Source organism: Arthrobacter sp. TE12232 (genome assembly GCF_054062615.1).
Genome location: NZ_JBSSFK010000001.1, coordinates 3612854 through 3638220, shown reverse-complemented (window position 1 = coordinate 3638220; position 25367 = coordinate 3612854). Strand labels below are relative to the sequence as shown.

Sequence of the window (25367 nt, the reverse complement as noted above, 5' to 3'; positions counted from 1 at the left end):
GGGATTTTCTGGAATTTCGTTCATTACTCAATCTCTGGAAAAGGAAAAACTAAAATGACTGGTCTCATGGTCTCAATGCTCGCTTTTGTTGCCGGCGTCAAGGACAAGCTCGATTCAGAAAAGGGCGCGACCGCGACGGAATACTCGCTCTTGGTCGGGCTCATTGCACTTGTCATCGTCGCTGGAGTGACACTCTTCGGCACCAACCTGAACACGTTCTTCAGCGGTCTCGCCACAAAGGTCGGCACCTGGTAAGTCGCGGCAATTTCTTCAATCTGGGAAGGTCTCACCCGCCATGTTCGAGTTCAAGTTCACATCAGCCGTCCGGAAGTTCTACCAAACAGCAGCCTCGCGATTCATCAATGAGAAAGGCGCAACGGCAACGGAATATTCATTGCTCGTGGGCCTGATCGCGCTGGTGATCGTTGCCGGCGTGACGCTGTTCGGCACCAACCTGAATACGTTCTTCAGCGGTCTCGCCGGCACGGTCGGCGGCTGGTAACTCAGGCCCAATCGGTGTGCCGCGCTCCGCGCGGCACACCGAATCTATTTCAAGCTGCAACTGTCCAGGGGGACCCGTTGAAACGCAGCCCTAAACCGAGAGAGAACCGCGAGCGTGGCGCAGTCGCCGTCGAGTTCGCACTCGTCGCTCCAATACTCGTCTCGCTGATCATCGCAGTAGTCGAGTTTTCAAACGCCTACAACGTCCAGGTCTCAGTAACGCAGGCTTCCCGCGAAGCCGCACGGACCATGGCCGTAACTAACGACACCGTGAAGGCTACAGCTGCCGGCAAGGCAGGCGCGCCGTCCATTGACACCTCCAAGCTCGGCTTCGCCTACTCAGGTTCGTGTGCCGCGGGAAGCACCGCGACTGTGACGGTAACGACCACGTATACGGGCGCATCGCTCACTGGATTCTTCGGGTCCGGGCTGGTCCTCACTGGCAAAGGTGCCATGCAATGCGGCGGCTAATCGGATGCACGCAGTCTGCCGATTCCGAACGAGGCGCGGCAGGGGTGATCGTCGGTCTCATGATGATGGTTTTGATCGGAGTAGGTGCGGTCGCCGTCGACGTCGGTCAGATCTACGTCGAGCGGGCGCAGCTGCAGAACGGGGCCGACGCGGGCGCCCTTGCTGTCGCAAGGAGCTGCCAGGCAAAACCTTGTGACCCTACGCTGGCGTCGCCGTTGGCAAACGCCAATTCGAATGACAACCAGTCCACGGTCAAGTCCGTGGATTTGAGTGTCGCGGGTCAGGTCACGGTGACCACCACCACCAAGAATGGCGCCTCGGATCACTTATCGAATTTGTTGTCTCAAGCAGTCAACGCCGGACCTGTGACAGTCGGGGCCACGTCAACGGCCGCTTGGGGATCACCCGGGTCAGGGCCGGCCGCCCTCCCTCTCACATTTGCCCCTTGCCAATTTGACATCGGCGGTGCCTTGCAGACGATTCTGATTCACGGAAGTCAGACCTGCGCGAGCGATAGCCCTTCCGGCGCCACCATTCCTGGCGGCTTTGACTGGCTGATGTCGGACTCTGGACAGTGCAGCGCCACAATCTATCCCGATGACTCGAGCACACCGGGCATCACAGATCCATACGGTGTCACCAAGACCGGTCTCAGCATGCCAAAGGATTGCAAGACCGTGATCGCAAGTTACCTCAATCAGGTTGTGCTGTTCCCGGTCTATTCCAACACCGCAGGTAACGGTGCCGGCGGCAAGTACTACATCGAGGGATACGCCGCATTCCTTCTGGTTGGCTACAACTTCCCCGGCATGTCCGCAGGGGATCAAACGGGTCTTGGAGGGTCCAACAACGGCATACGCGGCAAGTTCGTCAGCTGGGTAGCCGATCCCACCGCCTACGGCGGCGGTGGCTACTCAGGCGGCGGCGCTTCATTGCCCCCGCATCTCATCAAGTAACCAAGTGTTCTAAGGGGATCAAATTGAAAACTCGCCTGCTGGGAGGCGTTGCCGCACTCGTTGTGGCGGTAATAGGAACCATTATTCTCTTCAATTATGTCCAGGGTGCTGACAAACGTGCCCTGGCCAATACGGAGACGGTGGACGTCCTCGTCGTGAAGCAAGACGTGGCTGCCGGCACACCCGCCGACAAATTAGGTGACTATGTCACTACTAAATCGATACCGATGACGGCCGTAGCCGAGGACCGGGTCGCCGACCTCGCCTCATTGGGGAACAAGGTCACCTCCGTCGCCCTAGTTCCTGGCGAACAGTTGCTTAACAGCCGGCTCGTTGACGCCAACTCATACCTCGGGCCGGCACGGGTGAAGGTGCCGGCCGGGCTCCAGGAAATTACGTTCCGACTCGGAATCGACCGGGTCGTGGGCGGGCGGGTCGAAGCCGGGGATACCGTGGGTGTCTTCCTGTCAACGAACGACGCCGGGTCTAACGGCCAGGCCACCGGCAACGCCACGCAGCTAACGTTTCACAAAGTCCTGGTGACCGCAGTGCAGTTCAGCTCCGGGGCAGCTGCCCAAACTCAGGGACAAACGCAACAGAACACGGGGCAGGGAGCGCTAACCGCTGATAGCCAGAAACAGGCGACCTCCAGCGATTCGTATCTGATTACCCTCGCAAGGAATTCGGCCGATGCCGAAAAACTGGTCTATGCCTCCGAATTCGGAAAGATCTACCTCTCCCGTGAGCCGGCAGATGCCATCGAAAATTCCACTGGGATCCTGGATAAGACGAGGTTGTTCCGATGAGCCGCTTCATTCTGATTACGGCTAACGCTGAGTATGAGCGACGCGTTCGGACCGCCATTGCCCCAATGCGGGGAACACTGCACCACTTTCAAGCCGACTATTTGCCGCCCGGACCGGACGAGGTTCTGAGTCAGCTCACCGGTGAGCCGCCCGAAGTGCTCATACTGGGCCCCGACCTTCCCACCCGGGAAGCTTTCGAGTTCGCCAGCGTGGTGGACCTCCAGTACCCGGAGATCAGCATCCTCTTGGTCGCAGCTGAGAATGCCGAGACCACTCTGAAAGCTATGAGATCTGGAATCCGGGACTTGCTGTCGCCAACGGCCGATGCGGAGACAATCCGATCCGTAGTGGAACGAGCAGGGCTGGCAGCGGCAGGGCGCAGACGCGGCCTGGCTCCCACGGCCGGCGAAGGTCCCATGGCAGACGGCGGGCGCATTATCGCTGTCATGTCACCCAAGGGAGGTGTGGGCAAGACGACAATCGCGACGAATCTCGCCGTCGGATTGGGACAGGTCTCCCCCATGGGCGTCGTCATCGTCGACCTGGATCTCCAGTTCGGCGACGTGGCAAGCGGCCTCATGCTTGAGCCCGAATTCACGATCACGGACGCAGTGGCCGGCGTCGCCATCCAGGACGCAATGGTTCTGAAAACCTACCTGACGTTGCATCCATCGAGCATCTACGCACTGTGTGCCCCGCGCAACCCAATAGAGATGGATCGGATCACCGGAGACCACGTCTCGCATCTGCTGACGCAGCTAAGATCCGAATTTCAATATGTAGTCGTGGACACGGCTCCTGGGCTGGGAGAGCATGTGCTCGCGGTGCTTGAACAAGCCACGGACGCAGTGTGGGTCTGCGGTATGGACATTCCGAGCATCCGCGGCATTCGAACGGGGTTCCAAATCCTGTCAGAGCTCGATCTGCTTCCCGACAACAGGCACATCGTTTTGAACATGGCAGACCGCAAAACCGGTCTGACACTCCAGGACGTCGAGGCAACTATCGGGGCTCCGGTCGACGTCGTCCTGCCTCGATCACGGACACTTCCATTTTCAACCAACAAAGGGATTCCACTGCTGCAGGACGGCAGCCGAGATCCGGCGAGCAAGGGCCTCCGCCAGCTCGTCGAGCGGTTTAAGCCAAATTGGGAAGCCCGTCCGCATAAGCGGCTGCATCGAAGGGCGGTAGTACAGTGACACTCTCTCGCAGGCTTGCGCAACGCCACTCGGAAACTGAGGAGTTTTCCAATGCGGTGGTACCGTCAGCAGAATTCACAAACCCGGCGACCCTGGGGGTCATCCATGAGGCACACACGGCGGAACACGCCACGGCGCCAACTATTGACCACCGGCCTCTGGCCGGCAATGCCAGTGAGGCACTCAGCGGGCTGAAAGACAGGGCAAGCCAGGCACTCTACGAGCGCCTTGGTTCACGCCTGACCGATTCCTCGCTCAACGATGCTGAACTCCAAAGATTCGTCAAAGACGAACTGAAAATCGTTGTCGACGAGGAACAAGTTCCTCTGTCAACAGGAGAACGCCAGAGGCTCACAAAAGACATCATTGACGACGTCCTCGGCCATGGCCCGCTGGAGAGGTTCTTGGAAGACCCAACAGTCACGGAAATCATGGTGAACCGGGCCGACCAAATCTATGTGGAACGCAATGGCCAGTTGTTCATGACCGACGTGAAGTTCGCCAGCGAAGACGCCCTTCGACGGGTCATCGAACGCATCGTATCCAGGATCGGTCGCCGCATCGACGAATCATCACCTCTGGTGGACGCCCGCCTGGCCGATGGATCCCGCGTAAACGCCATTATTCCGCCCCTCGCCGTCAACGGAGCATCGCTCACCATCAGGAAGTTTGGACGGGAGGCGCTCACGGTTGAAAGCCTGATTCAGTTTGGCAGTCTGTCTCCCGAGATGGCGGAACTGTTGAAGGCCTGCGTGCTCGCCAGAATGAACATCATTGTGTCGGGCGGTACTGGCACCGGAAAGACGACCATGCTGAACGTGTTGTCGTCCTTCATCCCCGCCAGCGACCGAATCGTGACCATCGAAGACGCCGTGGAACTCCAGCTGCAGCAGGACCACGTTGTGCGGCTGGAGAGCCGGCCGGCCAATATCGAAGGCAAGGGCGAAATCTCAATTCGCGATCTTGTCCGGAATTCCCTACGAATGCGGCCCGACCGCATCGTCGTCGGTGAAGTCCGCGGTGGCGAGTCGCTGGACATGCTCCAGGCGATGAACACAGGTCACGACGGATCAATCTCAACCGTGCATGCCAACTCGCCCCGCGACGCAGTAGCGCGCTTGGAAACTCTGGTCCTGATGGCAGGCATGGACCTACCCCTCCGGGCGATCCGTGAGCAGATTGCATCAGCCGTAAACCTCATTGTCCACATATCGCGGCTGCGGGACGGAACGCGCCGGGTCACCCACATCACCGAGGTCCAAGGAATGGAAGGTGACATCGTCACTCTCCAGGATGCCTTTGTATTTGACTATTCGGCAGGGATCGACGCCACGGGACACTTCCTCGGCAAACCGGTTCCGACCGGCGTCCGACCGCGATTTACGGACAGGTTCATCGAACTGGGGATTCACGTCTCACCGTCCGTGTTCGGAGCTCATCCCTTGAGGGGGAAGTAGATGGACACCCCGGAAGCCCCCGCAAGCCTCTTTTTCGCGGGAATCCTCATGGTCTACGCGGCCGGGATATTACTCTTTGCGTTCGTGTTCAAAACCAACAAGGTAATCCCCGTCTCCCGGCGCCGTCCCGACGCCGTTGACACCACCTCCAGCCTCACCCGGTTGACCGACTCAGCCCTTGTCATCGTCAACAAGCATCTCCGCAACGGAAATGGCGGCCCTATTACCCGGGAAAAACTGGAACGTGCCGGCCTCAAGTCGCAACCGGCTGACTTTGTGCTCATGATGGGTGCCGGCGCACTGATCGGTGCCCTAGTGGGGTACTTCCTGGGAGGACCATTCTTTGCCGTACTTCTGGTGTTTGCGGTCCCGGCCGCGATGGTTCTCTACATTCGAATCCTGACCACCAAACGACAGGCGAAATTCGACGAGCAACTTCCGGATACGCTGCAGATGCTCACGGGCAGTATGCGGGCCGGACATAGCCTTCTGCGAGCCATCGACGCCTCGGCCAAAGAGACCGACGCACCTATGTCGGAAGAACTGAGCCGCATCGTCAACGAGACCCGCATCGGCCGCGAACTCGGTGAATCCATGAATGACGTCACTGAACGAATGGGGAGCGAAGATTTCGGCTGGATCACCCAAGCAATTGAAATTCACCGTGAGGTCGGCGGCGACCTCGCTGAAGTCCTGGATCACGTCGGGGAAACAATCCGCGACCGGAACCAGATCAGAAGGCAAGTCAAAGCACTTAGTGCCGAAGGCCGTATGTCGGCGGCAGTACTCATGGGCCTGCCGATCGTACTTTTCTTCGCGCTGATCTTCATCAATCCGCAATACGCCAGGACATTTACGAGCACAGTTCCCGGATACCTGATGTTGGGAGTCTCCGCGCTAATGCTTACAGCTGGCGGCTTCTGGCTTAGCCGCCTTGTCAAGGCAAAGTACTAGGAGGATCGGAAAATGTCACCCGTAGCGCTTGGTGCGATGCTCGCCATCGTCATCCCCGTAAGTTTCATGGTCTGGCTGGCGTTCAGCGCAGACCACGCCGCCCTCCGCAACATCCAAGCGAACCTGGGCCACCGGACCAAAATCACTGAAGGCAGCGCATCACTTTCACAGCAATACACCGGCTTGGTCCGCCGGCTAACCCCCGGCAGCTATGAAGCCTGGCTGGACAAGCAGCTAGCCGCAGCCGGACGGCCTAAGAACTGGCCGCTAGAGCGTCTCCTTGTCACTAAGCCGCTCATTGCCTTAGGTGCTGGAGGGATCGCAACCTTCAATTTCGTTGCCAGGCCAGCACCGCTGAATTTTGTCATCATGATCGCCGCCATCACGTTTGCCTACTTTGCGCCCGATCTCCTAATCCGAAGCCACGGACAGAAGAGATGCGCCGCCATTCAGCAGGAACTTCCAAATGCATTAGACCAAATGCTCATCTCAGTTCAGGCAGGCCTCGGCTTCGAAGCAGCAATGGGACGGACAGGAAAGAACGGCACGGGTCCTTTGGCTGACGAGTTTGTCAGGACTCTTCAAGACATCCAAGTCGGTCGATCTCGGAAAGAGGCATATCTGGCCATGGCTGACCGCGTTGATGTTGCTGATCTCCGCAGCTTCATCCGATCCATAGTCCAAGCCGACGCGTACGGCATCGCCATCGCCAAAGTACTCAAAAGCCAGGCTCACGAGATGCGTACCAAGCGCCGTCAGCGGGCCGAAGAGCACGCCATGAAAATCCCGGTCAAGATCCTGTTTCCCTTGATCTTTTTCATCTTTCCGACACTTTTCATCATTCTGTTGGGGCCGGCGGTAATGAGAATCATCGCCGCCTTTTCCTAGGAGCTGAAATGACCAACATCGCATCGGACTTCCAGTCACCGCACGGTGAAATCTCACATCGCCTGTCTACAGACGAACAAGGCGCCACGGCTACTGAATACAGCATTCTGGTGGGCTTCATCGCCATCGTCATCGTCGCCGGAGTCGGAGCTTTCGGAACCGCCCTGGGCTCGTACTTCACCGGACTCGGGACCGGAGTCAAGGTAGCTCTCGGCATCCCTTAGAGCATTCCAGCAGATGCACAGCCCATATTCCGGACCCCCTTGGACCCAGAGCCGAGGGGGTCCATCGGCGTGCCCGGCGCAAGATGAGCGCAGGGAATGTACAGGAAACGTGCAGTTTGGGAAGCCTTAGCACAGGATGCGTCAAAGGCCAATCACCGGCGTGTCGGTGCTTGCTACGTTTCCCTCAGCGCTGGTGCAGGACCAGCCGCCCAACTCGCTCAGGAGTTAACAATGCGTTCCTTTCTCTCCAGCTTCGCAGCCCGTCTTCGCCGAGATCAGCGCGGCGCCACGGCCGTCGAATACGGCATCATGGTCTCCCTCATCGCAGTCGTCATCATTGTTGCCGTGACCCTTCTTGGCGGCACTTTGAAAGAGACTTTCAACTCGGTCCAGTGCAGCGTCAAGGGCGGCACCTACACGGCAGCCACGACTACCGGCGGCGTGACCACGGCAGGCAGCTGCTCGAAGTAACTCTCGCCAGGGCCCCTAGCTGCTGGCTGGGGCCAATGCCAACTCGCTCAGGAGTCACCCCATGCGCACTTTTCTCTCCGATTTCGCATCCCGCTTTCGCCGTGACCAGCGCGGGGCCACCGCCGTCGAATACGGCATCATGGTCTCCCTCATCGCCGTCGTCATCATCGTCGCCGTGACGCTTCTTGGCGGCACCTTGAAGGAAACCTTCAACTCCGTCCAGTGCAGCGTCAAGGGCGGCGCCTACACGGCAGCCACCACTACCGGCGGCGTGACCACGGACGGCACCTGCTCGAAGTAATACCCCAGCACGACCCACCGGACAGGGTTGCGGAAGGCTTCGGCCCTCCCAACCCTGTCCGCATCAGGCGCCGGCGGCCAGCGAGATCCAGAGAGGCGGTCCCCCATGTCCAAGGCAAAAGAACGGGGGGCCGCCGCGGTGGAATTCGCGCTCCTGGCTCCGGTACTGATCATGCTGCTACTGGGCATCATGGAATTCGGTCGCGCCTACAATGTCCAGATTTCGCTCTCCAGTGCCGCCCGCGAAGGAGTCCGTGTCATGGCGATCGGCAACGACACCACGGCCGCGCGCACCGCGGCCAAGAACGCGGCCACGGCGCTCCAGCCCCCGTTGGCAGATGCCAACATCAGCATCAGCCCCGCTGTGTGCACTGCCGGCGCGCAGGTCACATTTACCATCAGCTACACCCTCGCCACCATGACCGGCATCGCCGGGCCATTCCCGCTGCAGGGCAAAGGAGTCATGGTATGCGGCGGCTAGGCAGGGGGAGCACGGCAGGAAACAGCGAGCGCGGGGCCATCAGCGTCCTTGTCGCAATCCTCATGGTGGTCCTCCTGGGCTTTGCGGCCCTCGCCGTCGACACCGGAGTCCTCTACGCAGAACGGGCCCAGTTGCGGAACGGTGCCGATGCCGCCGCCATTGCGGTTGCCCAGAAGTGCGCGAAGAACATCAATGATCCGGACTGTTCCAGCACTTCCACGCTTGCCGCCAGTCTCGCGAACAGCAATGCCGGGGACGGGCTGAGCAACGTGAAGTCCCTCCTGCTGGACAAGAACGCGCGAACCGTCACAGTGGTTGCCGGCGCCCAGGAAGCGGGCAAGCAAGCCAACAACGTCTCGCTGTTCTTTGGCCGAGCCCTGGGCTTCAACAGCACCGAGGTCAATGCCCCATCGACGGTCAAATGGGGCAGCCCGGTTGCCGGGACAACGGCCTTTCCCTTGACGTTTTCCATCTGCCAGGTCAAGGGGCACGTCGACGGGACTCTGCAATTGCTCCAGAGCCACGGCAGCGGCGCCAACCCGGGCTGCAATTACGGGCCATCCGGTGCTGCCGTCGAGGGCGGCTTCGGCTGGCTCCCCAACGATCCCGGCATTTGCGGGGGACTGATAGACCTTGCCGTCAGCGAAGGAGGGAGCGATCCCGGCAACAGCGCCCCTGGTGCCTGCGACGCAACGCTTCAGCGCTGGGCTGCCGATATCACCGCGGGCCGAGACGTCGTTGTCCTGCTACCGGTCTTCAATAAGGTGACCGGCACCGGAGCCGGCGCCGTATATGGGCTGATCTCATTTGCGGCCTTCAAGGTCGCCGGCTGGAGTTTCAGCGGTAATAACAGCCTCCCCGACTCATTCCGCAACAAGCCTCCCGACATTCCGTCGGCAGTGAAATGTGATGGCAACTGCCGCGGCATCATCGGGAGCTTCATCCAGTACGTGTCGCTGGCGAACGGCTTCACCCTTGGGCCCGTGGACGCGTATGGAGCCACCGTCGTGAAACTCACGCAATAGCACCAGCCGTTGCCGCCCCGTCCACCCACCAGTTCAGGAGCAGTTTTTGAAGTCACGCTTATTGGCAGGAATCGCGGCCCTGGTGCTGGCCGTCATCGGAGCCATCGTGGTGGTCAGCTATGCGCAGGGAGCCGACGCGCGGGCTGTTCAGGGTCTGGATCCTCAGGACGTCCTCGTGGTGGCGAAGACCGTCCCCGCCGGCACTACCGTCGAGGCCTTGCAGCCGTTCCTCACCACCGAAAAACTCCCTGGCACGGCCGTCGCCAAATCGGCGCTCAAGAACCTTGATGGCCTGACCGGCAAGGTCACCGCCGTCGACCTGCTCCCGGGCGAGCAGCTCGTCGCCGAGCGCCTGATCGCCCCCGAGGAGCTGAAGGCCAGCGGAGCAGTTGAGGTGCCGAAGGGTCTGCAGGAGGTGTCCTTCCAGCTCGAGCCCCAGCGCGTTGTCGGCGGCCGGATCGAGGCTGGCGACCACATCGGCATCTTTATCAATCTTGATGGCGGAGGCCTCGAAGCCAAGCCGGACAAGCAAACCACTCAGCTCACAGTCCACAAAGTTCTCGTGACCTCGGTGCAGCGGGCCCCCTCGGCTGCCCCCTCTCCTCAGCCCTCCCCTGGCTCTACTGCCACGGCACAGGACACGTCGCTTCCAACAGGGTCGCTGTTGCTGACGGTCGCCGTGAACGATGTGGACGCCGCCAAGATTGTCTACGCGGCAGAATTCGCCAAGATCTGGCTGAGCAAGGAACCACTTGATGCCACGGACAGCGGCCGGCCAGGAATCATGACGAAACCAGAGGTGTACAAATGAGCCGCTTTGTCCTGATCTCCCCCAATACGGATTTTGATGCCCGCGTCCGGCAGGCCCTCGCCGGCGGTCTGCCGGGCGGTCTGCAGACCTTCGCGTTCGTCAATCCGGCCAACCCGGCGGAGCTCTTCGCGAACCTCAACCAGGAACGGCCCGAGGTCCTGATCCTGGGGCCGGACGTGCCGGTGGAGGACGCCCTGCGCCTCGCAACGGTGTTCGACGTCCAGCTCCCCGAGTTCAGCGTCATCCTGGTGGGCGAGGCAGATCCGAACTTTGTCCTGCTGGCCATGCGGGCCGGCATCCGCGACATCCTCAGCCCGGCGGCGGACCCCGCGCAGATCCGGGTGCTGCTGGAGCGGGCCTGCCAGTCATTCACCACCCGCAGCCGGACCTCAACGGCCAAGCAACCGGACAGCGCCAGAGGGCTGGTGATCGGTGTCTTCTCCCCCAAGGGAGGGGTCGGCAAGACCACGATTGCCACCAACATCGCGATCGGCCTGGGGAGGGTCGCGCCCATGGGCGTGGTGATCGTGGACCTGGACCTGCAGTTCGGGGACGTGGCCTCGGGCCTGTATCTGAACCCGGAGCACACCGTGACCGATGCCGTCTCGTCCTCGGCCAGCCAGGATTCCCTCGTCCTCAAGGCCTTCCTCACGGTCCACCCCGGGAACATCTACGCGCTCTGCGCCCCCCGGTCGCCGGAGGAAGCTGACGACATCACACCGCAACAGGTCACCCGGCTGCTCGAACAGCTCGCGGAGCAGTTCCAGTACGTCGTGGTCGACACAGCGCCCGGGCTCCCGGAGGTGGGACTGGCCGCCCTCGAACAATGCACCGATGCCGTCTGGGTGACCGCCATGGACGTCCCCAGCATCCGCGGGCTGCGCTCCGGCCTGGAAATCCTCCGGCGTCTGGACCTGCTTCCCGAAACCCGCCACGTGGTCCTGAACATGGCCGACTCCAAGTCCGGGCTGAGCGTCCAGGACGTCGAGGCGACCATCGGCGCACCCGTGGACGTCAGCATCCCCCGCTCCAAGGCAGTCGCGTTCTCCACCAACCGCGGCGTGCCGGTGCTCCAGGACGGGCGCAAGGACCCTGCCGTCAAGGGCCTGAAACAGCTCGTGGACCGGTTCGATCCCGCCTGGCGCGCCACGGCCCAAAAGAAACTGCACCGGCGGGTGGTGGTCTGATGAAACTCTCCGAACGGCTCCGCTCCGCCGAAGGCACCGCCGACGCCCCCGTTATTCCCCTCACACCCCACAGGCAGGAGACGACGACGGCGGACAGCGCCGCCGTCGTCGAACTCCCCCGTGTGGCACCGCTTACCGCAGTCAACACCGCCGGCAAATCCGGCGGGACGCACGCCGGCGGGACTCACGCCGGCACTCCCGACCCGACCCGCAGCAAGGGCCAGCAGCCCGTCGATGCCTTCGCGGCGCTCAAGCAGCGGGCTGCCACGGCGTTGTTCGAGCGCATGGGAACCCGCTTCAACGATTCCGCCTCCAAAGAGGATGACCTCCGCACCTCGGCGCGGGAAGAGCTGACGCGCATCATCGACGCCGAACAGGTCCCCCTGTCCGCCGAGGAGCGTGCCCGTCTGGTCCGCGACGTCGCCGACGACGTCCTGGGCTACGGCCCGCTGCAGCGCCTGCTCGATGATCCCGCCGTCACGGAAATCATGGTCAACCGGATGGACCAGATCTACGTGGAACGGCACGGCAAACTCACCCTGACTGAGTCGCGCTTCAGCTCCGAGGATCACCTGCGCAAGGTGATCGAGCGCATCGTCTCCAAGGTGGGCCGGCGGATCGACGAGTCCTCGCCGCTCGTGGACGCGCGGCTCGAGGACGGGTCCCGCGTCAACGCCGTCATCCCGCCGCTCGCCGTCGGCGGTTCGTCGCTGACCATCCGAAAGTTCAGCAAGGTGCCGTTGACAGTCCGGAACCTCATCGAGTTCGGCACGCTGACGCCGGAAATGGCGGAACTGCTCAATGCCTGCGTGAAGGCCAAGCTGAACATCATCGTCTCCGGCGGCACCGGCACAGGCAAGACCACGCTGCTCAACGTCCTGTCCTCCTTCCTCCCCCACGACGAGCGGATCGTGACCATCGAGGACGCCGTCGAGCTCCAGATCCAGCAGGAACACGTGGTGCGGCTGGAAAGCCGGCCGCCGAACACGGAGGGCAAGGGCGAGGTCACCATCCGTGAGCTGCTGCGGAACTCCCTGCGTATGCGCCCGGACCGGATCGTGGTGGGTGAGGTCCGCGGCGGCGAATCGCTGGACATGCTCCAGGCCATGAACACCGGCCACGACGGCTCGCTCTCCACCGTCCACTCCAACTCGCCCCGGGATGCTGTGGCCCGCCTTGAGACTCTGGTGCTTATGGCCGGCATGGACCTGCCGCTGCGCGCGATCAGGGAGCAGATCGCCTCGGCCGTCAACCTCATCATCCAGATCTCCCGGCTGCGGGACGGGACCCGGCGCATCACCCACGTGACCGAGGTCCAGGGCATGGAAGGGGACATCGTCACGCTCCAAGACGCCTTTGTGTTCGACTACACCGCCGGCGTCGATGCCCACGGCCGGTTCCTCGGCAAGCCGGTCCCCACCGGCATCCGCCCGCGCTTCATCGACCGCTTCGAAGACCTGGGCATCCATGTCTCCGCCAACGTGTTCGCCGCGCCGCTGGCGCCGGCCGGAAGGTCGTGATCTGTCCATGACACTGCTGCACTTTGGCGTCGGGCTGCTGTTCTGCGCCGTCCTGGTCCTGGGGATTGTGCTCCTGGCCCCAGGCGGGGCCAGCGTCCCGCTGGACCGGCGCAGGCCCGCCGAGGGCCAGCCCGACTCGCAGCTAACCCGGTTCGCCGGCTCGGCAGTCCACCTGGTTGACGGGTTCTTCTCCCGGCGTACGGTCCGGTTCTTCAACCGCGAGACCTTGGAACAGGCCGGACTCCGCCTGAGCCAGGCGGACTTCTACGTCCTGCTGCTGGCCGGGGCCGTGGCAGGGGCCATCGCCGGGTTCGTCGTCGCGGGGCCGCTACTGGCGGTCATGCTTGTCATGCTGGCCCCGGTGGCGGGACACCTCGTGATCGGCTTCCTGACCGGCAAGCGCCGCACCAAGTTCGATCAGCAGCTAGGCGACACCCTGCAGTTGCTCTCCGGGGGCCTCCGCGCCGGCCACAGCATCCTGCGCGCCATCGACGCAGCCGCGTCCGAATCGCAGAGCCCGACGTCGGAGGAGATGCGCCGCGTGGTCACGGAGACAAGCCTGGGCCGGGACTTGCTGGCATCCCTCAGCGATACCGCGGACCGGATGCGGAACGAGGACTTTGTCTGGATCGCCCAGGCCATCCAGATCAACCGCGAGGTGGGCGGCAACCTCGCCGAAGTCCTGGACCAGGTCAACGAGACCATTCGCGAGCGCAGCGAGATCAAGGGCCACATCAAGTCCCTCGCGGCCGAAGGCAAGTTCTCCGCCTATATCCTCATGGCCATGCCGATCGGGATCGTGGTGATGCTGATGCTGGTCAACCCGGGCTACATGAACGTCATGTTCACGCATCCGCTGGGCTGGGGCATGATCGTCGCTTCCGTGATCCTCATGACCATTGGCGGTCTGTGGATGCGCAAAATCATCGACCTGAAGTTCTGAGGCAGCGATGGCGCCTTCCGTCCTCCTTGCCATGCTGCTGGTATCCGTGCCGTTGGGCTATCTGGTGTGGTCGTTGCTGTCCGTCGACCGGAAATCGCAGCGCGCCACGCGGGAGATTCTCGCGCTGGGCACGGACCCTGCCGAACTCACCCAGCGGGCGCGCAGCGGCCTGCTGGAGCGGGCCGGCTACCGGCTCACGCCCTCCGCCTACGTCCGCAGGCTGGACAGGCTGCTGTCCCTCGCCGGGCGCCCCGCCTCGCTGCCGCTGGGACGCGTTCTCGCGGCCAAGCCGCTGCTGGGCCTTCTGGGTGCCCTGCTGGGCTTCTGGATCGGCGCCAACGGCACGACGCCGATCCTCAAGCTCGTGGGAATCTTTGTGTTCCTGCTGGGCTACTTCATCCCCGACCTCCTGCTCTACAGCAAGGGGCAGGAACGGCAGAAGATCCTGCAGCTGGAGCTGGCCAACACGCTGGACCAGATGCTCATCTCCGTCGAAGCGGGCCTCGGCTTCGAAGGCGCCATGGCCCGGGCGGGTGAGAACGGCAAGGGCCCGCTGGCGGACGAACTGATCCGGACCCTGCAGGACATGCAAGTGGGGCGGAGCCGCCGCGAGTCCTACGTGGCCCTGGCGGAGCGGACCAATGTGCCGGAGCTCCGCAGCTTCGTCCAGGCCGTCGTCCAGGCAGACACTTACGGCATCGCCATCAGCCGGGTGCTGCGCGTGCAGGCGAAGGTCATGCGGGTCAAACGCCGGCAGCGGGCCGAGGAAAAGGCCATGAAGCTGCCCGTCACTATCCTGTTCCCGTTGCTGTTCTTCATCTTCCCCGTGCTCTTCATCGCCATCCTCGGCCCGGCCGTCATCAACGCCATAGACACCTTCAGCGGCCAGTAGCGGCCCGCATCCGCTTGCAGCGGCCAGTTGGCCGCGGATCCGCCGTGAGGCGCCACGGCGGCCGCTTGGCTGCGGCAATACCCGCTTCGGACGGTTCCCCTGCGGAAAGCCTCAAGGTTTCCGCAGGATAGACCGGAGTCCCCGGCTTCAGCCGAATCAGCAAGTAGCGTGGGCACATGTCCCTTCCCAGCGCCTGCCCCGATGACGGAGATGCGAGCATGGTCCTCGCCCCCACAGCCTCCCCCGGACTGCCGGCGCCCGCCCTCACGGCCTCCAGTGCCCTGGTGGCGGCTCTCCCGGCGGCGGCCCCGCTCGTGGACCCTGCGGCGCTCCAGGACCTTGGTGTCCAGCTCGACAGTCCGGCCGTGGCGAAGGGATTCGCCAGGGATTACACCAAGATGTGGGACCAGCGCTACCGCTCGCTCGCCTCAGCCCTGGAGCGCGGCGACCTCGCAGGGTCCATGGACGCGGTGCTGAGCCTGAAGACGTCCTCCGCGATGGTGGGCGGCCTGCGCCTGGCCCAGCTCGCCGGCGAGCTGGAGGTCGCGCTCAGGGCCGGGGACATGGACCACGCCCTGTCGCTACTGCACGACGTCGCCGAACGGGGCGACGAAACTGTTGGCGAGCTTCAGTTCAGCTATGTCCTGTGGGAAAGCTAGGCCTGCCGGGAAAGCTGGCCCGTCGACTCAAGGCATGTGCGCAACCCCGGCGATGCGCCGGGGGCGGGGCGGGGACTCAGCGCGGGCGCGGCGCTGAGCGCGGCCCCCGCGCGCGGCTACCGCTCCGGTGCCAGCCGGTAGCCCACGCCGCGGACGGTCTGCAGCCAGCGCGGCTGCACCGGGTCCTCGCCGAGTTTCCGCCGGAGGTTGCCGATGTGCACCTCGACGGCGCGTTCATCGGATTCGCTGATGTAGGCGTCCGCCCGGTAGTAGTCCCCCCGCACTACCCGCACCAGTTCGGTCTTGGACCGCACCGCGCCGGCACCCTTGAGCAGGGCGTGCAGAAGATCAAACTCGCTGCGGGTCAGGCCGACGGGCTCGCCGTCGACGCTCACAGACCGGGTCTCCGGGTTCAGCTCCAGCCCGTTGTGCCGCAGCACCGGAGCCTGGGACGCCGTCGGGACGGCTTGGGCCCCCGGATCCGTCGCCGGGACGAGTGCGGCCTGGAGAACCTGCCGCGGCCGGCGCATCATCGCACCGACGCGGGCACGCAACTCACGGGGACGGAAAGGCTTCGCCAGGAAGTCATCCGCACCGGTGTGGAATGCCGTCAAGGTATCGAGTTCGTCGGTACGGGCCGTCAACATGACCACGTAGGCGTCGCTGAACTCGCGAATCCGGCGCAGCACCTCGAAGCCGTCGATATCGGGAAGCCCGACATCCAAGGTGACCACGCTGGCCTCCTGCTGCCGGATGACGTCGACGCCTTCCCTGCCGCCGGCCGCCGAATGAACTTCGAAGCCGGCCTGGCTCAATACCGCTTCGACAAGGTTCCGAACATCTTCGTCGTCTTCAACTACGACGGCGACTCCCAGGTCGGTCATGGCCCCCCTCATGTGGCACGCTACGCTGCCGTCCGCGGATGCGGCGGCAACACTGGATCCGCCGGCCCCCACCGGCATTGCCAGAATACCCACGGTAGGGGGCAAAACCTCGGCGGCTCAGTAACAGAAATAGCAAAACTTCGATTTATGTCAAGTTTGCGTGACACCAGGTGTAAAACTGAAGCAACGAGAAAGGGGCGCGGCGTCTTTGGCTAGACAACGGCTGATCCGGGGTGCGGATCGATATGTCAAGGCATTGGGGCCCCGTGCGCGGGTCCTAATCTGCCAGTTGCCGTTGGCCGTCATGATGGCCGGGGTCCTCCTCGCCGCCCCCACCGCGTGGCCCGGTCTTCTGGAGAGCCCCTTGTGCCGGTTCGCGCTCGGCCTGCAGGGCGCACTCCTGGCGGCCTGCGTCCTGGTTCCCTGGCAGCGCTTCGGGCCGTTGGCGCCGCTGATCATCCCCGTCCTGGATCTGGTCGCCGTCGGACTTCTCCGGGATGGCGGCGCGGCGGGGCTGCCGGATCCCGGGGTGCTCTCGGTCCTGCCCGTGGTGTGGATTTCGGCGTCCAGCCTGTCCGCGCCCGCAAGCCTTTCGCTCAGTTTTACCGTGCCGCTGCTGGCAGCGTTGCCTTGGCTCCTCGCAGACCCCGCGGCACCGGTGGCCGCCCGCGCAGCTGAGGCCATGCTGGTCCCGCTCATGATGCTCGCCGTCTCCCTGGCCATGCGGTTCGCGCGGGCGCGTCTGCGGCACGAGCAGTGGCGGATCAAATCCAAGGAAGCCGAACTGCAGGCCCTGCTCTCGGACAGCAGGGAACGCGAGCGGCTCCTGAACACCATTCTTGACACTGTCGACGTCGGGATCGTGGCAGTGGACGCCGACGGCCGCCGTCTGCTGACCAACAGTTGGCAGACGCAGCTGGAGGAATCCGCAGAGTCGGCGGCGTCGGCGTCTCCGGCGGAAGAAGGCCAGCTGGTGCTGACAGGTCAGGACAGAAGCACGCCGCTGCCGCCGGAACGCCGTCCCCTCCGGCGGGCGCTGGGCGGCGAGTCCTTTGCCGATTACCTCGTCTGCTTCGGCGAGGCGGCAGACAGCCGGGTGGTCTCCACGGGGGCCCGGCCCCTGAAAAACGACGACGGCGACTTCCGCGGGGCTGTGGTGGTATTCAACGAGGTCACCGGCCTCGTGGACGCCCTCGCCGCGAAGGACGAGGTCGTTTCGACCGTCTCCCATGAATTCCGCACGCCGCTGACGTCCATCATCGGCAACCTCGACCTCGTGCTCGCCGACACGGAGGGCCTGGACAGCCCCGTGGTGCGCCGCATCGAGGTCGCGCAGCGCAACGCGGAGCGGCTGCTGGCCCTGGTATCGGACCTTCTGATGTCCGCCAGTTCCGCGGTCCATGTCCATCCCCGCCGCACGGACCTCGCCGGGCTCGTGGAAGCCAGCCTCGGCTCGGCCCAGGCACATGCTCAAGCGTCCCGTGTTGACCTCACGATGGACGTCCGGGGCCCGATCTGGGCCCATGTGGATCCGCTCCGGATCAGCCAAGCCCTGGACAACCTCGTTTCCAACGCGATCAAGTACTCCCCCGACGGCGGATCGGTGCGGGTCTCGGCCAGCACCGACGACGGTTTGGTGCGCCTCCACGTCGCGGACACCGGCATGGGCATGACTGCCGCCGATGCCCGGCGGGTCTTCACCCGTTTCTTCCGCAGCCCGGCCGTCCGCGAGGGGTCGATTCCGGGGGCCGGCCTGGGCCTGTCCATCACCAAGGCCATCGTGGAACGGCACGGCGGTTCCATCTCCTGCCGCACGCTTCCAGGCCACGGGAGCACGTTCACCGTGGAGCTTCCCGCAGACGGTCCCCCGGCGGCGTTCTAGGACTAGCGGCCCAGTATCGTTCGGTGCTAGCCCGAGGTCGCCGGACAGCTGCCAGGTCGCCGGTACCTTCCGGCGACCTGGCAGCTATCCGGCGATTTCGACGGATTTACAGGAACCCGGAGTCCGGTGGCCTCTACGCCCGCAGCGCCCTGGTCAGTTCGGCCCGGGCCAGCAACCCGCTGTCCGACGGGTAGGCCACTTCCTCCAGCACCAGCGGATGCGGGGCAGCCAGCACCGAGCGGGCATCACGCTGCCGGGCAAGGAGCCGCTCGTATAGCCACCCCGGAGCCTCCACGCCTTCCCCCACGTACAGGGCCGAGCCCACCAGGGAGCGGACCATGTTGTGGCAGAACGCGTCGGCCTGGACGGTGGCGACAATGACGCCGTCGGTGCCGCGCGCGAATTCAAAGCGCTGCAGTTCGCGGATGGTGGTGGCGCCCTCGCGGGGCTTGCAGTAGGAGCGGAAGTCCTGCAGCCCGAGCAGCTGCACGGCACCCTCGTTCAGCAGCCCGACGTCGAGCGGGTTCTTGTGCCAGAGGGTCGAATAGCGGCCCAGCGGGTCCCACAGGGCGGGGCCGTCCGCGATCCGGTAGGAATAGCGGCGCCAGAGGGCGGAGAACCGGGCGTCGAAGCCTTCGGGCGCGACCGTGGCCCGGTGGACCTCGATCGCTCCGCTGAGGTCCCCCAGCCCGCGGCTCAGGGCGCCGCGGAGGCGTCGGACCAGGGCGACGGCGGGATCAAGTTCAACGCCGCGGTTCAGTCCCTGCCACTCGGCTTCACTGAGGTCCAGGTGGACCACCTGTCCCCGCGCGTGCACGCCGGCGTCGGTCCGGCCGGCCACCGTGACCCGCACGGGCCGGCGGACCAGCAACGTCAATGCCTCTTCCAGGATGCCTTGGACGGTGCGGAGCCCCGGCTGCACGGCCCATCCGCTGAAGGGGCCGCCGTCGTACGCCAAATCCAGCCGGATACGCAAAAACCCGCCGCCCCCCAAAACGGGGGCAGCGGGTTTGAGCTCGTTCATAGACTTAAGTCTATAAGAAGGTTTTGGCGAATTACTTCGCGTCCTTCTCGGAGTCAGCGGCAGCTTCCTCAGCGGCCGGAGCCTCTTCGGTAGCTTCAGCTTCGGGAGCCTCGGCAGCGGGAGCCTCTTCGGTCTCAGCTGCTTCGGTCTCGGCGACCGGAGCGGCTTCAGCCTTCTCGGCGTCCTTCTTCTCGGCATCGCGCTTCGCGGCGGAAGTAGCCTCGGCTACCACGGCCTGCTTGGCGGAAACCGGCTCGAGCACCAGTTCGATGACAGCCATGGGAGCGTTGTCGCCCTTGCGGTTGCCGATCTTGGTGATGCGGGTGTAGCCGCCATCGCGGTTCTCCACTGCCTGTGCAATGTCGGTGAACAGCTCGTGGACGACGCCCTTGTTGCTGATCAGGCCGAGTACACGACGGCGGGAGGCGAGGTCGCCACGCTTGGCGAAAGTCACCAGGCGCTCAGCGTACGGCTTCAGGCGCTTGGCCTTGGTCACCGTGGTGGTGATCCGCTTGTGCTCGAACAGTGCGGCGGACAGGTTCGCGAGCATAAGACGCTCGTGAGCCGCTCCGCCTCCGAGGCGCGGACCCTTAGCGGGGGTAGGCATAATAGTTTCTCCTCATATGGAAGCCGTCGGGCTGCGCACGCCAGGGTGCATCCAGCCGGCCGGCCAAGATCTGTTGGTTAGAGCTCGTCGTCGCTGAACGCGGCGTCGTCCTCTTCGATGGCTGCGGCACGTGCTGCCAGATCGAAACCGGGAGGGGAGTCCTTGAGGGACAGACCCAGTTCGACCAGCTTGGCCTTGACCTCATCGATGGACTTCGCACCGAAGTTGCGGATGTCCATGAGGTCAGCCTCGGAGCGGGCAACGAGTTCACCCACGGTGTGGATGCCCTCACGCTTGAGGCAGTTGTAGGAACGGACCGTCAGGTCCAGATCCTCGATCGGCAGAGCCATGTCGGCTGCCAGGGCAGCGTCCGTCGGCGACGGGCCGATCTCGATACCTTCAGCTGCGGTGTTCAGCTCGCGGGCCAGACCGAACAGTTCCACCAGGGTGGTGCCGGCCGAAGCAACGGCGTCGCGCGGAGCGATTGCCTGCTTGGTCTCGACGTCGACAATGAGCTTGTCGAAGTCAGTGCGCTGCTCAACACGGGTAGCTTCCACGCGGAAAGTAACCTTCAGGACCGGCGAGTAGATCGAGTCGACCGGAATGCGGCCGATCTCGGAGTCGCCGGACTTGTTCTGAGCTGCCGAAACGTAGCCGCGGCCGCGCTCGATGGTCAGTTCGAGCTCGAACTTGCCCTTCGAGTTCAGCGTGGCAATGTGCAGATCCGGGTTGTGGAATTCGACGCCGGCCGGCGGAGCGATGTCCGCGGCGGTGACGACTCCCGGGCCCTGCTTGCGCAGGTAAGCAACAACCGGCTCGTCGTGCTCGGAGGAAACCGACAGGTTCTTGATGTTCAGGATGATCTCAGTGACATCTTCCTTGACACCCGGAACCGTGGTGAACTCGTGCAGCACGCCATCGATCCGAATGCTCGTGACAGAGGCACCAGGGATCGAGGAGAGCAGGGTACGACGGAGGGAGTTTCCGAGGGTGTAGCCAAAGCCCGGCTCAAGCGGTTCGATGATGAACCGGGAGCGGTTTTCGGAGACGACCTCTTCGGAGAGGGTGGGGCGCTGTGCAATGAGCACTTAGGTTTCCTTTCGGCGAGCATCCGCTATATGACGCAACACAGGTGGTGGAAAGAGTCGGTCTGAAGACTTAACGCGGCCGGGCTTGCCCGGACCGGTAAGGGTCCGGGCAAGCTCCTGGGCGTTGGAAAGCCTTAGACGCGGCGGCGCTTCGGCGGACGGCAGCCGTTGTGGGCGCTGGGGGTGACGTCCTGGATGGAGCCAACCTCGAGGCCAGCGGCCTGCAGCGAACGGATGGCGGTTTCGCGTCCGGAACCCGGTCCCTTGACGAACACGTCAACCTTGCGCATGCCGTGCTCCTGTGCACGCTTTGCGGCGGCTTCGGCGGCCATCTGGGCAGCGAACGGGGTGGACTTACGCGAGCCCTTGAAGCCAACCTCACCGGACGAAGCCCAGGAGATGACAGCACCGTTCGGGTCCGTGATGGACACGATGGTGTTGTTAAAGGTGCTCTTGATGTGCGCCTGGCCCAGCGCGATATTCTTCTTGTCCTTCTTACGCGGCTTGCGAACCGCGCCACGAGTCTTCGGGGGCATTTTTTCTCCTACAGAAAGTTATTGGGGGAAAGCTTCGCTGTTCCCTCATTTGCCGGGTTCTTTGAAACCGCGTCAGCGGTTACAAAGGGGCAAATGGGGTTTAGCGGGCCTTCTTCTTGCCGGCGACGGTACGCTTCGGGCCCTTGCGGGTACGGGCGTTGGTCTTTGTACGCTGTCCGCGTACGGGCAGGCCCTTGCGGTGACGCAGGCCTTCGTAGCTGCCGATCTCAACCTTGCGGCGGATGTCAGCGGCTACCTCGCGGCGAAGGTCACCCTCAACCTTGTAGTTGCCTTCAATGTAGTCACGCAGCTCGACCAGCTGTGCGTCGGTCAGGTCCTTGACCCGGACGTCAGCGCTGATGCCGGTGGCAGCCAGGGTTTCGTGTGCACGGGTCTTACCCACGCCGTAGATGTAAGTAAGCGCAATTTCCAACCGCTTTTCGCGGGGAATGTCTACGCCAGCGAGACGAGCCATAGTGGCAGTGCTCCTTGTATAAACCGGAGGTCGTAGGCAGTACACCCGCACGTTCAGTGCGGCCCCAGCCTCCGACCGGGGGTTAGCTGTCCGGGCCCATTACGTCCCAGTTCAGCTTGTGCTGCCTTTTCTATTTACTTGCGTGGGTTAGCAACCCAGGGTTTTCCCGAAGAGGGAAATTAGCCCTGGCGCTGCTTGTGGCGCGGGTTCTCGCAGATCACCATGACCCGGCCATTACGGCGGATCACTTTGCACTTTTCGCAGATCTGCTTGACGCTCGGCTTGACCTTCATGGCGTTCCTTTGCGTGTTGCAGTTGGTCAGCTGGACCGGCCTTCGGCTGTTGCTCTGGCCGCCCAGTGTTTACTTGTAGCGGTAGACGATACGACCACGTGTCAGGTCGTAAGGGCTCAGCTCCACCACTACGCGGTCCTCGGGGAGGATCCTGATGTAGTGCTGGCGCATCTTTCCAGAGATGTGTGCCAGAACGATGTGCTTGTTGGTGAGCTCAACGCGAAACATCGCGTTAGGCAGCGCCTCGGTCACTACGCCCTCGATCTCAATGACCCCGTCCTTCTTGGCCATACCCTCCGCTAACTGTTGTTGCCGCAGCCTCCCGGTTTGCACCGGCCATGACCGCGGACGTTTTTGATTGATTGGTTGGTGCCACCCGACCACAAAAGGGCACAACGGGGCAGACAACCAACAGTCAACACTACGCCATTTCGGCGGGATTGTTAAATCCGAAGTTAAATCCAGCAATCGTAGCGCACTCAGCGTCCGTACGCACCTAGCGTCCCCGCCGGCGTCGTCACTGCCTCCGCCCGTTCGATCCCGTCGAGGATCGCGAGGCGCACGACGTCGGCTGCCGCGCTCTGCAGCGTAATGAGGCTGATCTGGCGGGCCGCCGCGGTGCTGCGGTCCAGTGCGACGGCGCCGGTCGCCAGCGCGAACACGGTGTCACCGTCGGCAAGGGTATGGCTTGGATTCAACGCCCGGGCCAATCCTGCATGGGCCGCCGAGGCTGTGCGCTTGCATTCGGACTTGTCCAGGACGGCATCAGTGGCGACGACGACGAGCGTCGTGTTGAGCGGCGGGGCTGTAGCGCCAGGACCGTAGCCTGCGGCTTCGGCCTCACCTTCGTCCCCAACAGCCGAAACCCTCTGCGTGCTCGCTCCTTCGTCCCCACCGGCCCCCTCGCCTCGCAAGCTCGGCGAGGGAACCCCGCCGTCGTGGCCCCAGCTTAGACGCACGCTGCCGGGTTCCGCCTGCTGGGGCAGTGCGATGAATGGGAGTCCCAGCGCGTTGACCACCGCCAGCGCCGCTACAACAACGCCACTGTCTAGGGTGATGGAGGCGGTTCCAACTCCGCCTTTGTAGGTGCCACGGCCGATTGCTGCTCCTGTGCCGGCACCGACGTTGCCTCGGTCGACGTCGTGGCCGTTGACTTGGGCCCCGGCAGCTGCCGTGGCCGCGTAGCCCATGGCGTCGCCGGGGCGTGCGGTGAAATCACCGCCGCGGCCGAGGTCGAAGATCGCGGCGGCCGGGACGATCGGGACAAGCCCGCCGGGGACGGCGAAGCCGCGGCCGTTCTCCTCGCACCAGCGCTGGGCGCCGTGCGCCGCCGCGAGGCCAAAGGCGCTCCCCCCGGTCAGGACGACGGCGTCCACGGTGGAGGACAGCGTGGTGGGATCCAGGGCGTCCGTCTCATGCGTTCCGGGGCCGCCGCCGCGGACATCCACCGAGCCCACTGTGCCGGGCGGCGGGAGAACCACCGTCACCCCGCTCAGCCAGCCGTCGTCGGACTTCTGCACATGGCCTACCCGGATCCCGGCGACGTCGGTAATCGCTCCCGTTGCTTTCATGGCTCCATTGTGCGCCCCCCAGCCCAACTGACTCGCAGCAGGGGCCGTTTTGGGGGCTCATAACGGCCGCAAGTGCGAGTCAGTTGGGTTGATCCGGCGTCCAAAACAAATGTTATGCAATCCTTCGGCGAACGCTGCGTGAACGGATTTGGAAGCCTCGAGCAACAATCTCCGGGACAGCCCGGATTCGGGATTTCGCCCGTCAGGCATGTGGTGGAGTGAGTCAGGTCCCCCGCCCACCTGCCTGCCCTTCGGCCGGCCCGGATCCGTTAGAGACCCGAATGACCAGACTATTGACTGACCGGCCGCCCGCCGTTGCGGAGGCCGGGAAGGCCAGCCCGCGGCGACCCCGCTGGTCCGGCCGAACCCGCCGGGATTTCTTCGTCTTCCTGGCCCTGGCGCTCCCGAACCTCGCGCTGATCGCCGTATTCACCTACCTGCCCCTGATCAACAACATCTACTACTCCACGTTGGACTGGACCCTCGGTTCCGCGTCCGCCACCGTAGTGGGGCTCGGGAACTACATCACGTTCTTCACGAGCCCCGATGCCGCGAACGTCCTGGGCACCACCGCCGTCTTCACTTTGGTCACGGTCGGCGGGTCCATGGCGCTGGGGCTCCTCGTGGCCCTGGCGCTGAACTCCAAAGTGCGCGGGACCACCTTTGCCCGCTCCGCCGTGTTCGCGCCGTACGTGCTGAGCGGCGTCGGCGTCGGGCTCGTGTGGCTCTTCATCTTCGACCCCGGATACGGGGTCCTGGCCTGGCTGCTGCGCGGCATCGGCCAGCAGAGCCCGCAGTGGATCAACGATCCCCAGCTGTCGCTGGTCATGGTGATCCTGGTCTACGTCTGGAAGAACCTCGGCTACTGCGCGGTGGTGTTCCTGGCCGGCCTGCAGTCGCTGCCGCAGGACGTCATGGAAGCGGCCGCCCTGGACGGCGCCAACGGCTTCCGGCGGTTTGTGAACATGTCCCTGCCGCTGCTCTCGCCCACCACGTTCTTCCTGCTCATCACCACCATGCTGAGTTCGCTGCAGGCCTTTGACCTGATCCGGATCATGACGCCGCTGGGCAATGGCACCAGCACCCTGATCTATGAGGCCTATCTGCAGGCCTTCGGCGCCTTCAACCGGGCCGGCTATTCGGCCGCCATCTCGGTGGTCCTCTTCGCAATCCTGCTCATCATCACCGTCCTCCAGTTGCGGTTCGTCGAACGGAAGGTGCACTACTCGTGAGCACGCTCTCGCCTGTCAGCCCCGATCCCG

At 63.8% G+C, this 25367-nt stretch carries 31 protein-coding genes; 22 read left to right on the top strand and 9 right to left on the bottom strand.

Going from position 1 to position 25367, the window contains the following annotated elements; translation table 11 throughout:
* Window positions 1-54: 54 nt before the first annotated feature.
* From ACVWZ7_RS16355 to ACVWZ7_RS16260, 20 genes are all read left to right on the top strand, one after another.
* Window positions 55-255: a Flp family type IVb pilin gene (locus ACVWZ7_RS16355; protein ID WP_456508471.1), complete on the top strand. Its 201-nt coding sequence runs from the start codon at window positions 55-57 to the stop codon at window positions 253-255.
* A gap of 40 nt (window positions 256-295) precedes the next feature.
* Complete coding sequence (locus tag ACVWZ7_RS16350) at window positions 296-502, top strand: Flp family type IVb pilin (protein ID WP_456508470.1); 207 nt, start codon at window positions 296-298, stop codon at window positions 500-502.
* A 77-nt stretch (window positions 503-579) separates the two neighbouring features.
* Window positions 580-972 carry a TadE/TadG family type IV pilus assembly protein gene (locus ACVWZ7_RS16345; RefSeq protein WP_456508469.1) on the top strand — a complete coding sequence of 131 codons (393 nt, stop codon included), beginning with the start codon at window positions 580-582 and terminating at the stop codon, window positions 970-972.
* A 44-nt stretch (window positions 973-1016) separates the two neighbouring features.
* Window positions 1017-1928, top strand: coding sequence for a pilus assembly protein TadG-related protein (locus ACVWZ7_RS16340; protein ID WP_456508468.1), 912 nt, complete (start codon window positions 1017-1019; stop codon window positions 1926-1928).
* Window positions 1929-1951: 23 nt separating this feature from the next.
* Window positions 1952-2734, top strand: coding sequence for a Flp pilus assembly protein CpaB (gene cpaB, locus ACVWZ7_RS16335; protein WP_456508467.1), 783 nt, complete (start codon window positions 1952-1954; stop codon window positions 2732-2734).
* Window positions 2731-3933 carry an AAA family ATPase gene (locus ACVWZ7_RS16330; protein WP_456508466.1) on the top strand — a complete coding sequence of 401 codons (1203 nt, stop codon included), beginning with the start codon at window positions 2731-2733 and terminating at the stop codon, window positions 3931-3933. Before cpaB (ACVWZ7_RS16335) ends, ACVWZ7_RS16330 begins: the two co-directional genes overlap by 4 nt.
* A 56-nt stretch (window positions 3934-3989) precedes the next feature.
* Window positions 3990-5390, top strand: a complete 1401-nt coding sequence (locus tag ACVWZ7_RS16325; protein ID WP_456509126.1) for a CpaF family protein — start codon at window positions 3990-3992, stop codon at window positions 5388-5390.
* Complete coding sequence (locus ACVWZ7_RS16320) at window positions 5391-6344, top strand: type II secretion system F family protein (protein WP_456508465.1); 954 nt, start codon at window positions 5391-5393, stop codon at window positions 6342-6344.
* Window positions 6345-6356: 12 nt separating this feature from the next.
* Window positions 6357-7232, top strand: coding sequence for a type II secretion system F family protein (locus ACVWZ7_RS16315; protein ID WP_456508464.1), 876 nt, complete (start codon window positions 6357-6359; stop codon window positions 7230-7232).
* Between the two features lie 8 nt (window positions 7233-7240).
* Window positions 7241-7456 carry a Flp family type IVb pilin gene (locus ACVWZ7_RS16310; protein WP_456508463.1) on the top strand — a complete coding sequence of 72 codons (216 nt, stop codon included), beginning with the start codon at window positions 7241-7243 and terminating at the stop codon, window positions 7454-7456.
* A 231-nt stretch (window positions 7457-7687) separates the two neighbouring features.
* Complete coding sequence (locus ACVWZ7_RS16305) at window positions 7688-7927, top strand: Flp family type IVb pilin (protein ID WP_456508462.1); 240 nt, start codon at window positions 7688-7690, stop codon at window positions 7925-7927.
* 61 nt (window positions 7928-7988) lie between these two features.
* Window positions 7989-8228, top strand: a complete 240-nt coding sequence (locus ACVWZ7_RS16300; protein ID WP_344368244.1) for a Flp family type IVb pilin — start codon at window positions 7989-7991, stop codon at window positions 8226-8228.
* Window positions 8229-8333: 105 nt separating this feature from the next.
* Window positions 8334-8708, top strand: coding sequence for a TadE/TadG family type IV pilus assembly protein (locus ACVWZ7_RS16295; protein WP_456508461.1), 375 nt, complete (start codon window positions 8334-8336; stop codon window positions 8706-8708).
* A complete protein-coding gene (locus ACVWZ7_RS16290; protein ID WP_456508460.1) occupies window positions 8696-9733 on the top strand; it encodes a pilus assembly protein TadG-related protein in 1038 nt (345 codons plus the stop codon). Before ACVWZ7_RS16295 ends, ACVWZ7_RS16290 begins: the two co-directional genes overlap by 13 nt.
* Window positions 9734-9779: 46 nt before the next feature.
* Window positions 9780-10544: a Flp pilus assembly protein CpaB gene (cpaB, locus tag ACVWZ7_RS16285; protein WP_456508459.1), complete on the top strand. Its 765-nt coding sequence runs from the start codon at window positions 9780-9782 to the stop codon at window positions 10542-10544.
* A complete protein-coding gene (locus tag ACVWZ7_RS16280) occupies window positions 10541-11731 on the top strand; it encodes an AAA family ATPase (RefSeq protein ID WP_456508458.1) in 1191 nt (396 codons plus the stop codon). The genes cpaB (ACVWZ7_RS16285) and ACVWZ7_RS16280 overlap by 4 nt, the downstream gene beginning before the upstream one ends.
* Complete coding sequence (locus ACVWZ7_RS16275; RefSeq protein WP_456508457.1) at window positions 11731-13251, top strand: ATPase, T2SS/T4P/T4SS family; 1521 nt, start codon at window positions 11731-11733, stop codon at window positions 13249-13251. The genes ACVWZ7_RS16280 and ACVWZ7_RS16275 overlap by 1 nt, the downstream gene beginning before the upstream one ends.
* Before the next feature lie 7 nt (window positions 13252-13258).
* The gene (locus ACVWZ7_RS16270; RefSeq protein ID WP_456508456.1) at window positions 13259-14194 is read left to right on the top strand and encodes a type II secretion system F family protein; all 936 of its coding nucleotides are present in this window, start codon (window positions 13259-13261) and stop codon (window positions 14192-14194) included.
* Between the two features lie 7 nt (window positions 14195-14201).
* Window positions 14202-15086 (top strand): type II secretion system F family protein, encoded by an 885-nt coding sequence (locus ACVWZ7_RS16265; protein WP_456508455.1) that lies wholly within the window; start codon window positions 14202-14204, stop codon window positions 15084-15086.
* A gap of 176 nt (window positions 15087-15262) precedes the next feature.
* Window positions 15263-15745, top strand: a complete 483-nt coding sequence (locus ACVWZ7_RS16260) for an Hpt domain-containing protein (protein WP_456508454.1) — start codon at window positions 15263-15265, stop codon at window positions 15743-15745.
* 116 nt (window positions 15746-15861) lie between these two features.
* On the opposite strand, the gene ACVWZ7_RS16255 is transcribed toward ACVWZ7_RS16260, so the two are convergent.
* The gene (locus ACVWZ7_RS16255) at window positions 15862-16629 is read right to left on the bottom strand and encodes a response regulator transcription factor (protein WP_456508453.1); all 768 of its coding nucleotides are present in this window, start codon (window positions 16627-16629) and stop codon (window positions 15862-15864) included.
* Window positions 16630-16918: 289 nt separating this feature from the next.
* On the opposite strand from ACVWZ7_RS16255, the gene ACVWZ7_RS16250 reads away from it, so the two are divergent.
* Window positions 16919-18511, top strand: coding sequence for a sensor histidine kinase (locus tag ACVWZ7_RS16250; protein ID WP_456508452.1), 1593 nt, complete (start codon window positions 16919-16921; stop codon window positions 18509-18511).
* Between the two features lie 133 nt (window positions 18512-18644).
* On the opposite strand, the gene ACVWZ7_RS16245 is transcribed toward ACVWZ7_RS16250, so the two are convergent.
* The 8 genes from ACVWZ7_RS16245 to ACVWZ7_RS16210 form a co-directional block, all read right to left on the bottom strand.
* Window positions 18645-19535, bottom strand: a complete 891-nt coding sequence (locus ACVWZ7_RS16245; RefSeq protein ID WP_456508451.1) for a tRNA pseudouridine synthase A — start codon at window positions 19533-19535, stop codon at window positions 18645-18647.
* Window positions 19536-19566: 31 nt separating this feature from the next.
* A complete protein-coding gene (gene rplQ, locus ACVWZ7_RS16240; RefSeq protein WP_456508450.1) occupies window positions 19567-20142 on the bottom strand; it encodes a 50S ribosomal protein L17 in 576 nt (191 codons plus the stop codon).
* A gap of 77 nt (window positions 20143-20219) precedes the next feature.
* Window positions 20220-21230, bottom strand: a complete 1011-nt coding sequence (locus ACVWZ7_RS16235; RefSeq protein ID WP_018773683.1) for a DNA-directed RNA polymerase subunit alpha — start codon at window positions 21228-21230, stop codon at window positions 20220-20222.
* A gap of 134 nt (window positions 21231-21364) precedes the next feature.
* Window positions 21365-21766, bottom strand: a complete 402-nt coding sequence (rpsK, locus tag ACVWZ7_RS16230) for a 30S ribosomal protein S11 (RefSeq protein ID WP_018773682.1) — start codon at window positions 21764-21766, stop codon at window positions 21365-21367.
* 100 nt (window positions 21767-21866) lie between these two features.
* Window positions 21867-22241, bottom strand: a complete 375-nt coding sequence (gene rpsM, locus ACVWZ7_RS16225; protein ID WP_003803743.1) for a 30S ribosomal protein S13 — start codon at window positions 22239-22241, stop codon at window positions 21867-21869.
* Between the two features lie 179 nt (window positions 22242-22420).
* The gene (gene rpmJ, locus ACVWZ7_RS16220; RefSeq protein ID WP_009358722.1) at window positions 22421-22534 is read right to left on the bottom strand and encodes a 50S ribosomal protein L36; all 114 of its coding nucleotides are present in this window, start codon (window positions 22532-22534) and stop codon (window positions 22421-22423) included.
* A gap of 69 nt (window positions 22535-22603) precedes the next feature.
* Window positions 22604-22825, bottom strand: a complete 222-nt coding sequence (infA, locus tag ACVWZ7_RS16215; RefSeq protein ID WP_009358723.1) for a translation initiation factor IF-1 — start codon at window positions 22823-22825, stop codon at window positions 22604-22606.
* A gap of 188 nt (window positions 22826-23013) precedes the next feature.
* On the bottom strand, window positions 23014-24105 hold the full coding sequence (locus tag ACVWZ7_RS16210) for a P1 family peptidase (RefSeq protein WP_456508449.1): 1092 nt from the start codon (window positions 24103-24105) through the stop codon (window positions 23014-23016).
* Window positions 24106-24386: 281 nt separating this feature from the next.
* On the opposite strand from ACVWZ7_RS16210, the gene ACVWZ7_RS16205 reads away from it, so the two are divergent.
* The gene (locus ACVWZ7_RS16205; RefSeq protein ID WP_202615726.1) at window positions 24387-25337 is read left to right on the top strand and encodes a carbohydrate ABC transporter permease; all 951 of its coding nucleotides are present in this window, start codon (window positions 24387-24389) and stop codon (window positions 25335-25337) included.
* The last annotated feature ends 30 nt before the right edge of the window (window positions 25338-25367 follow it).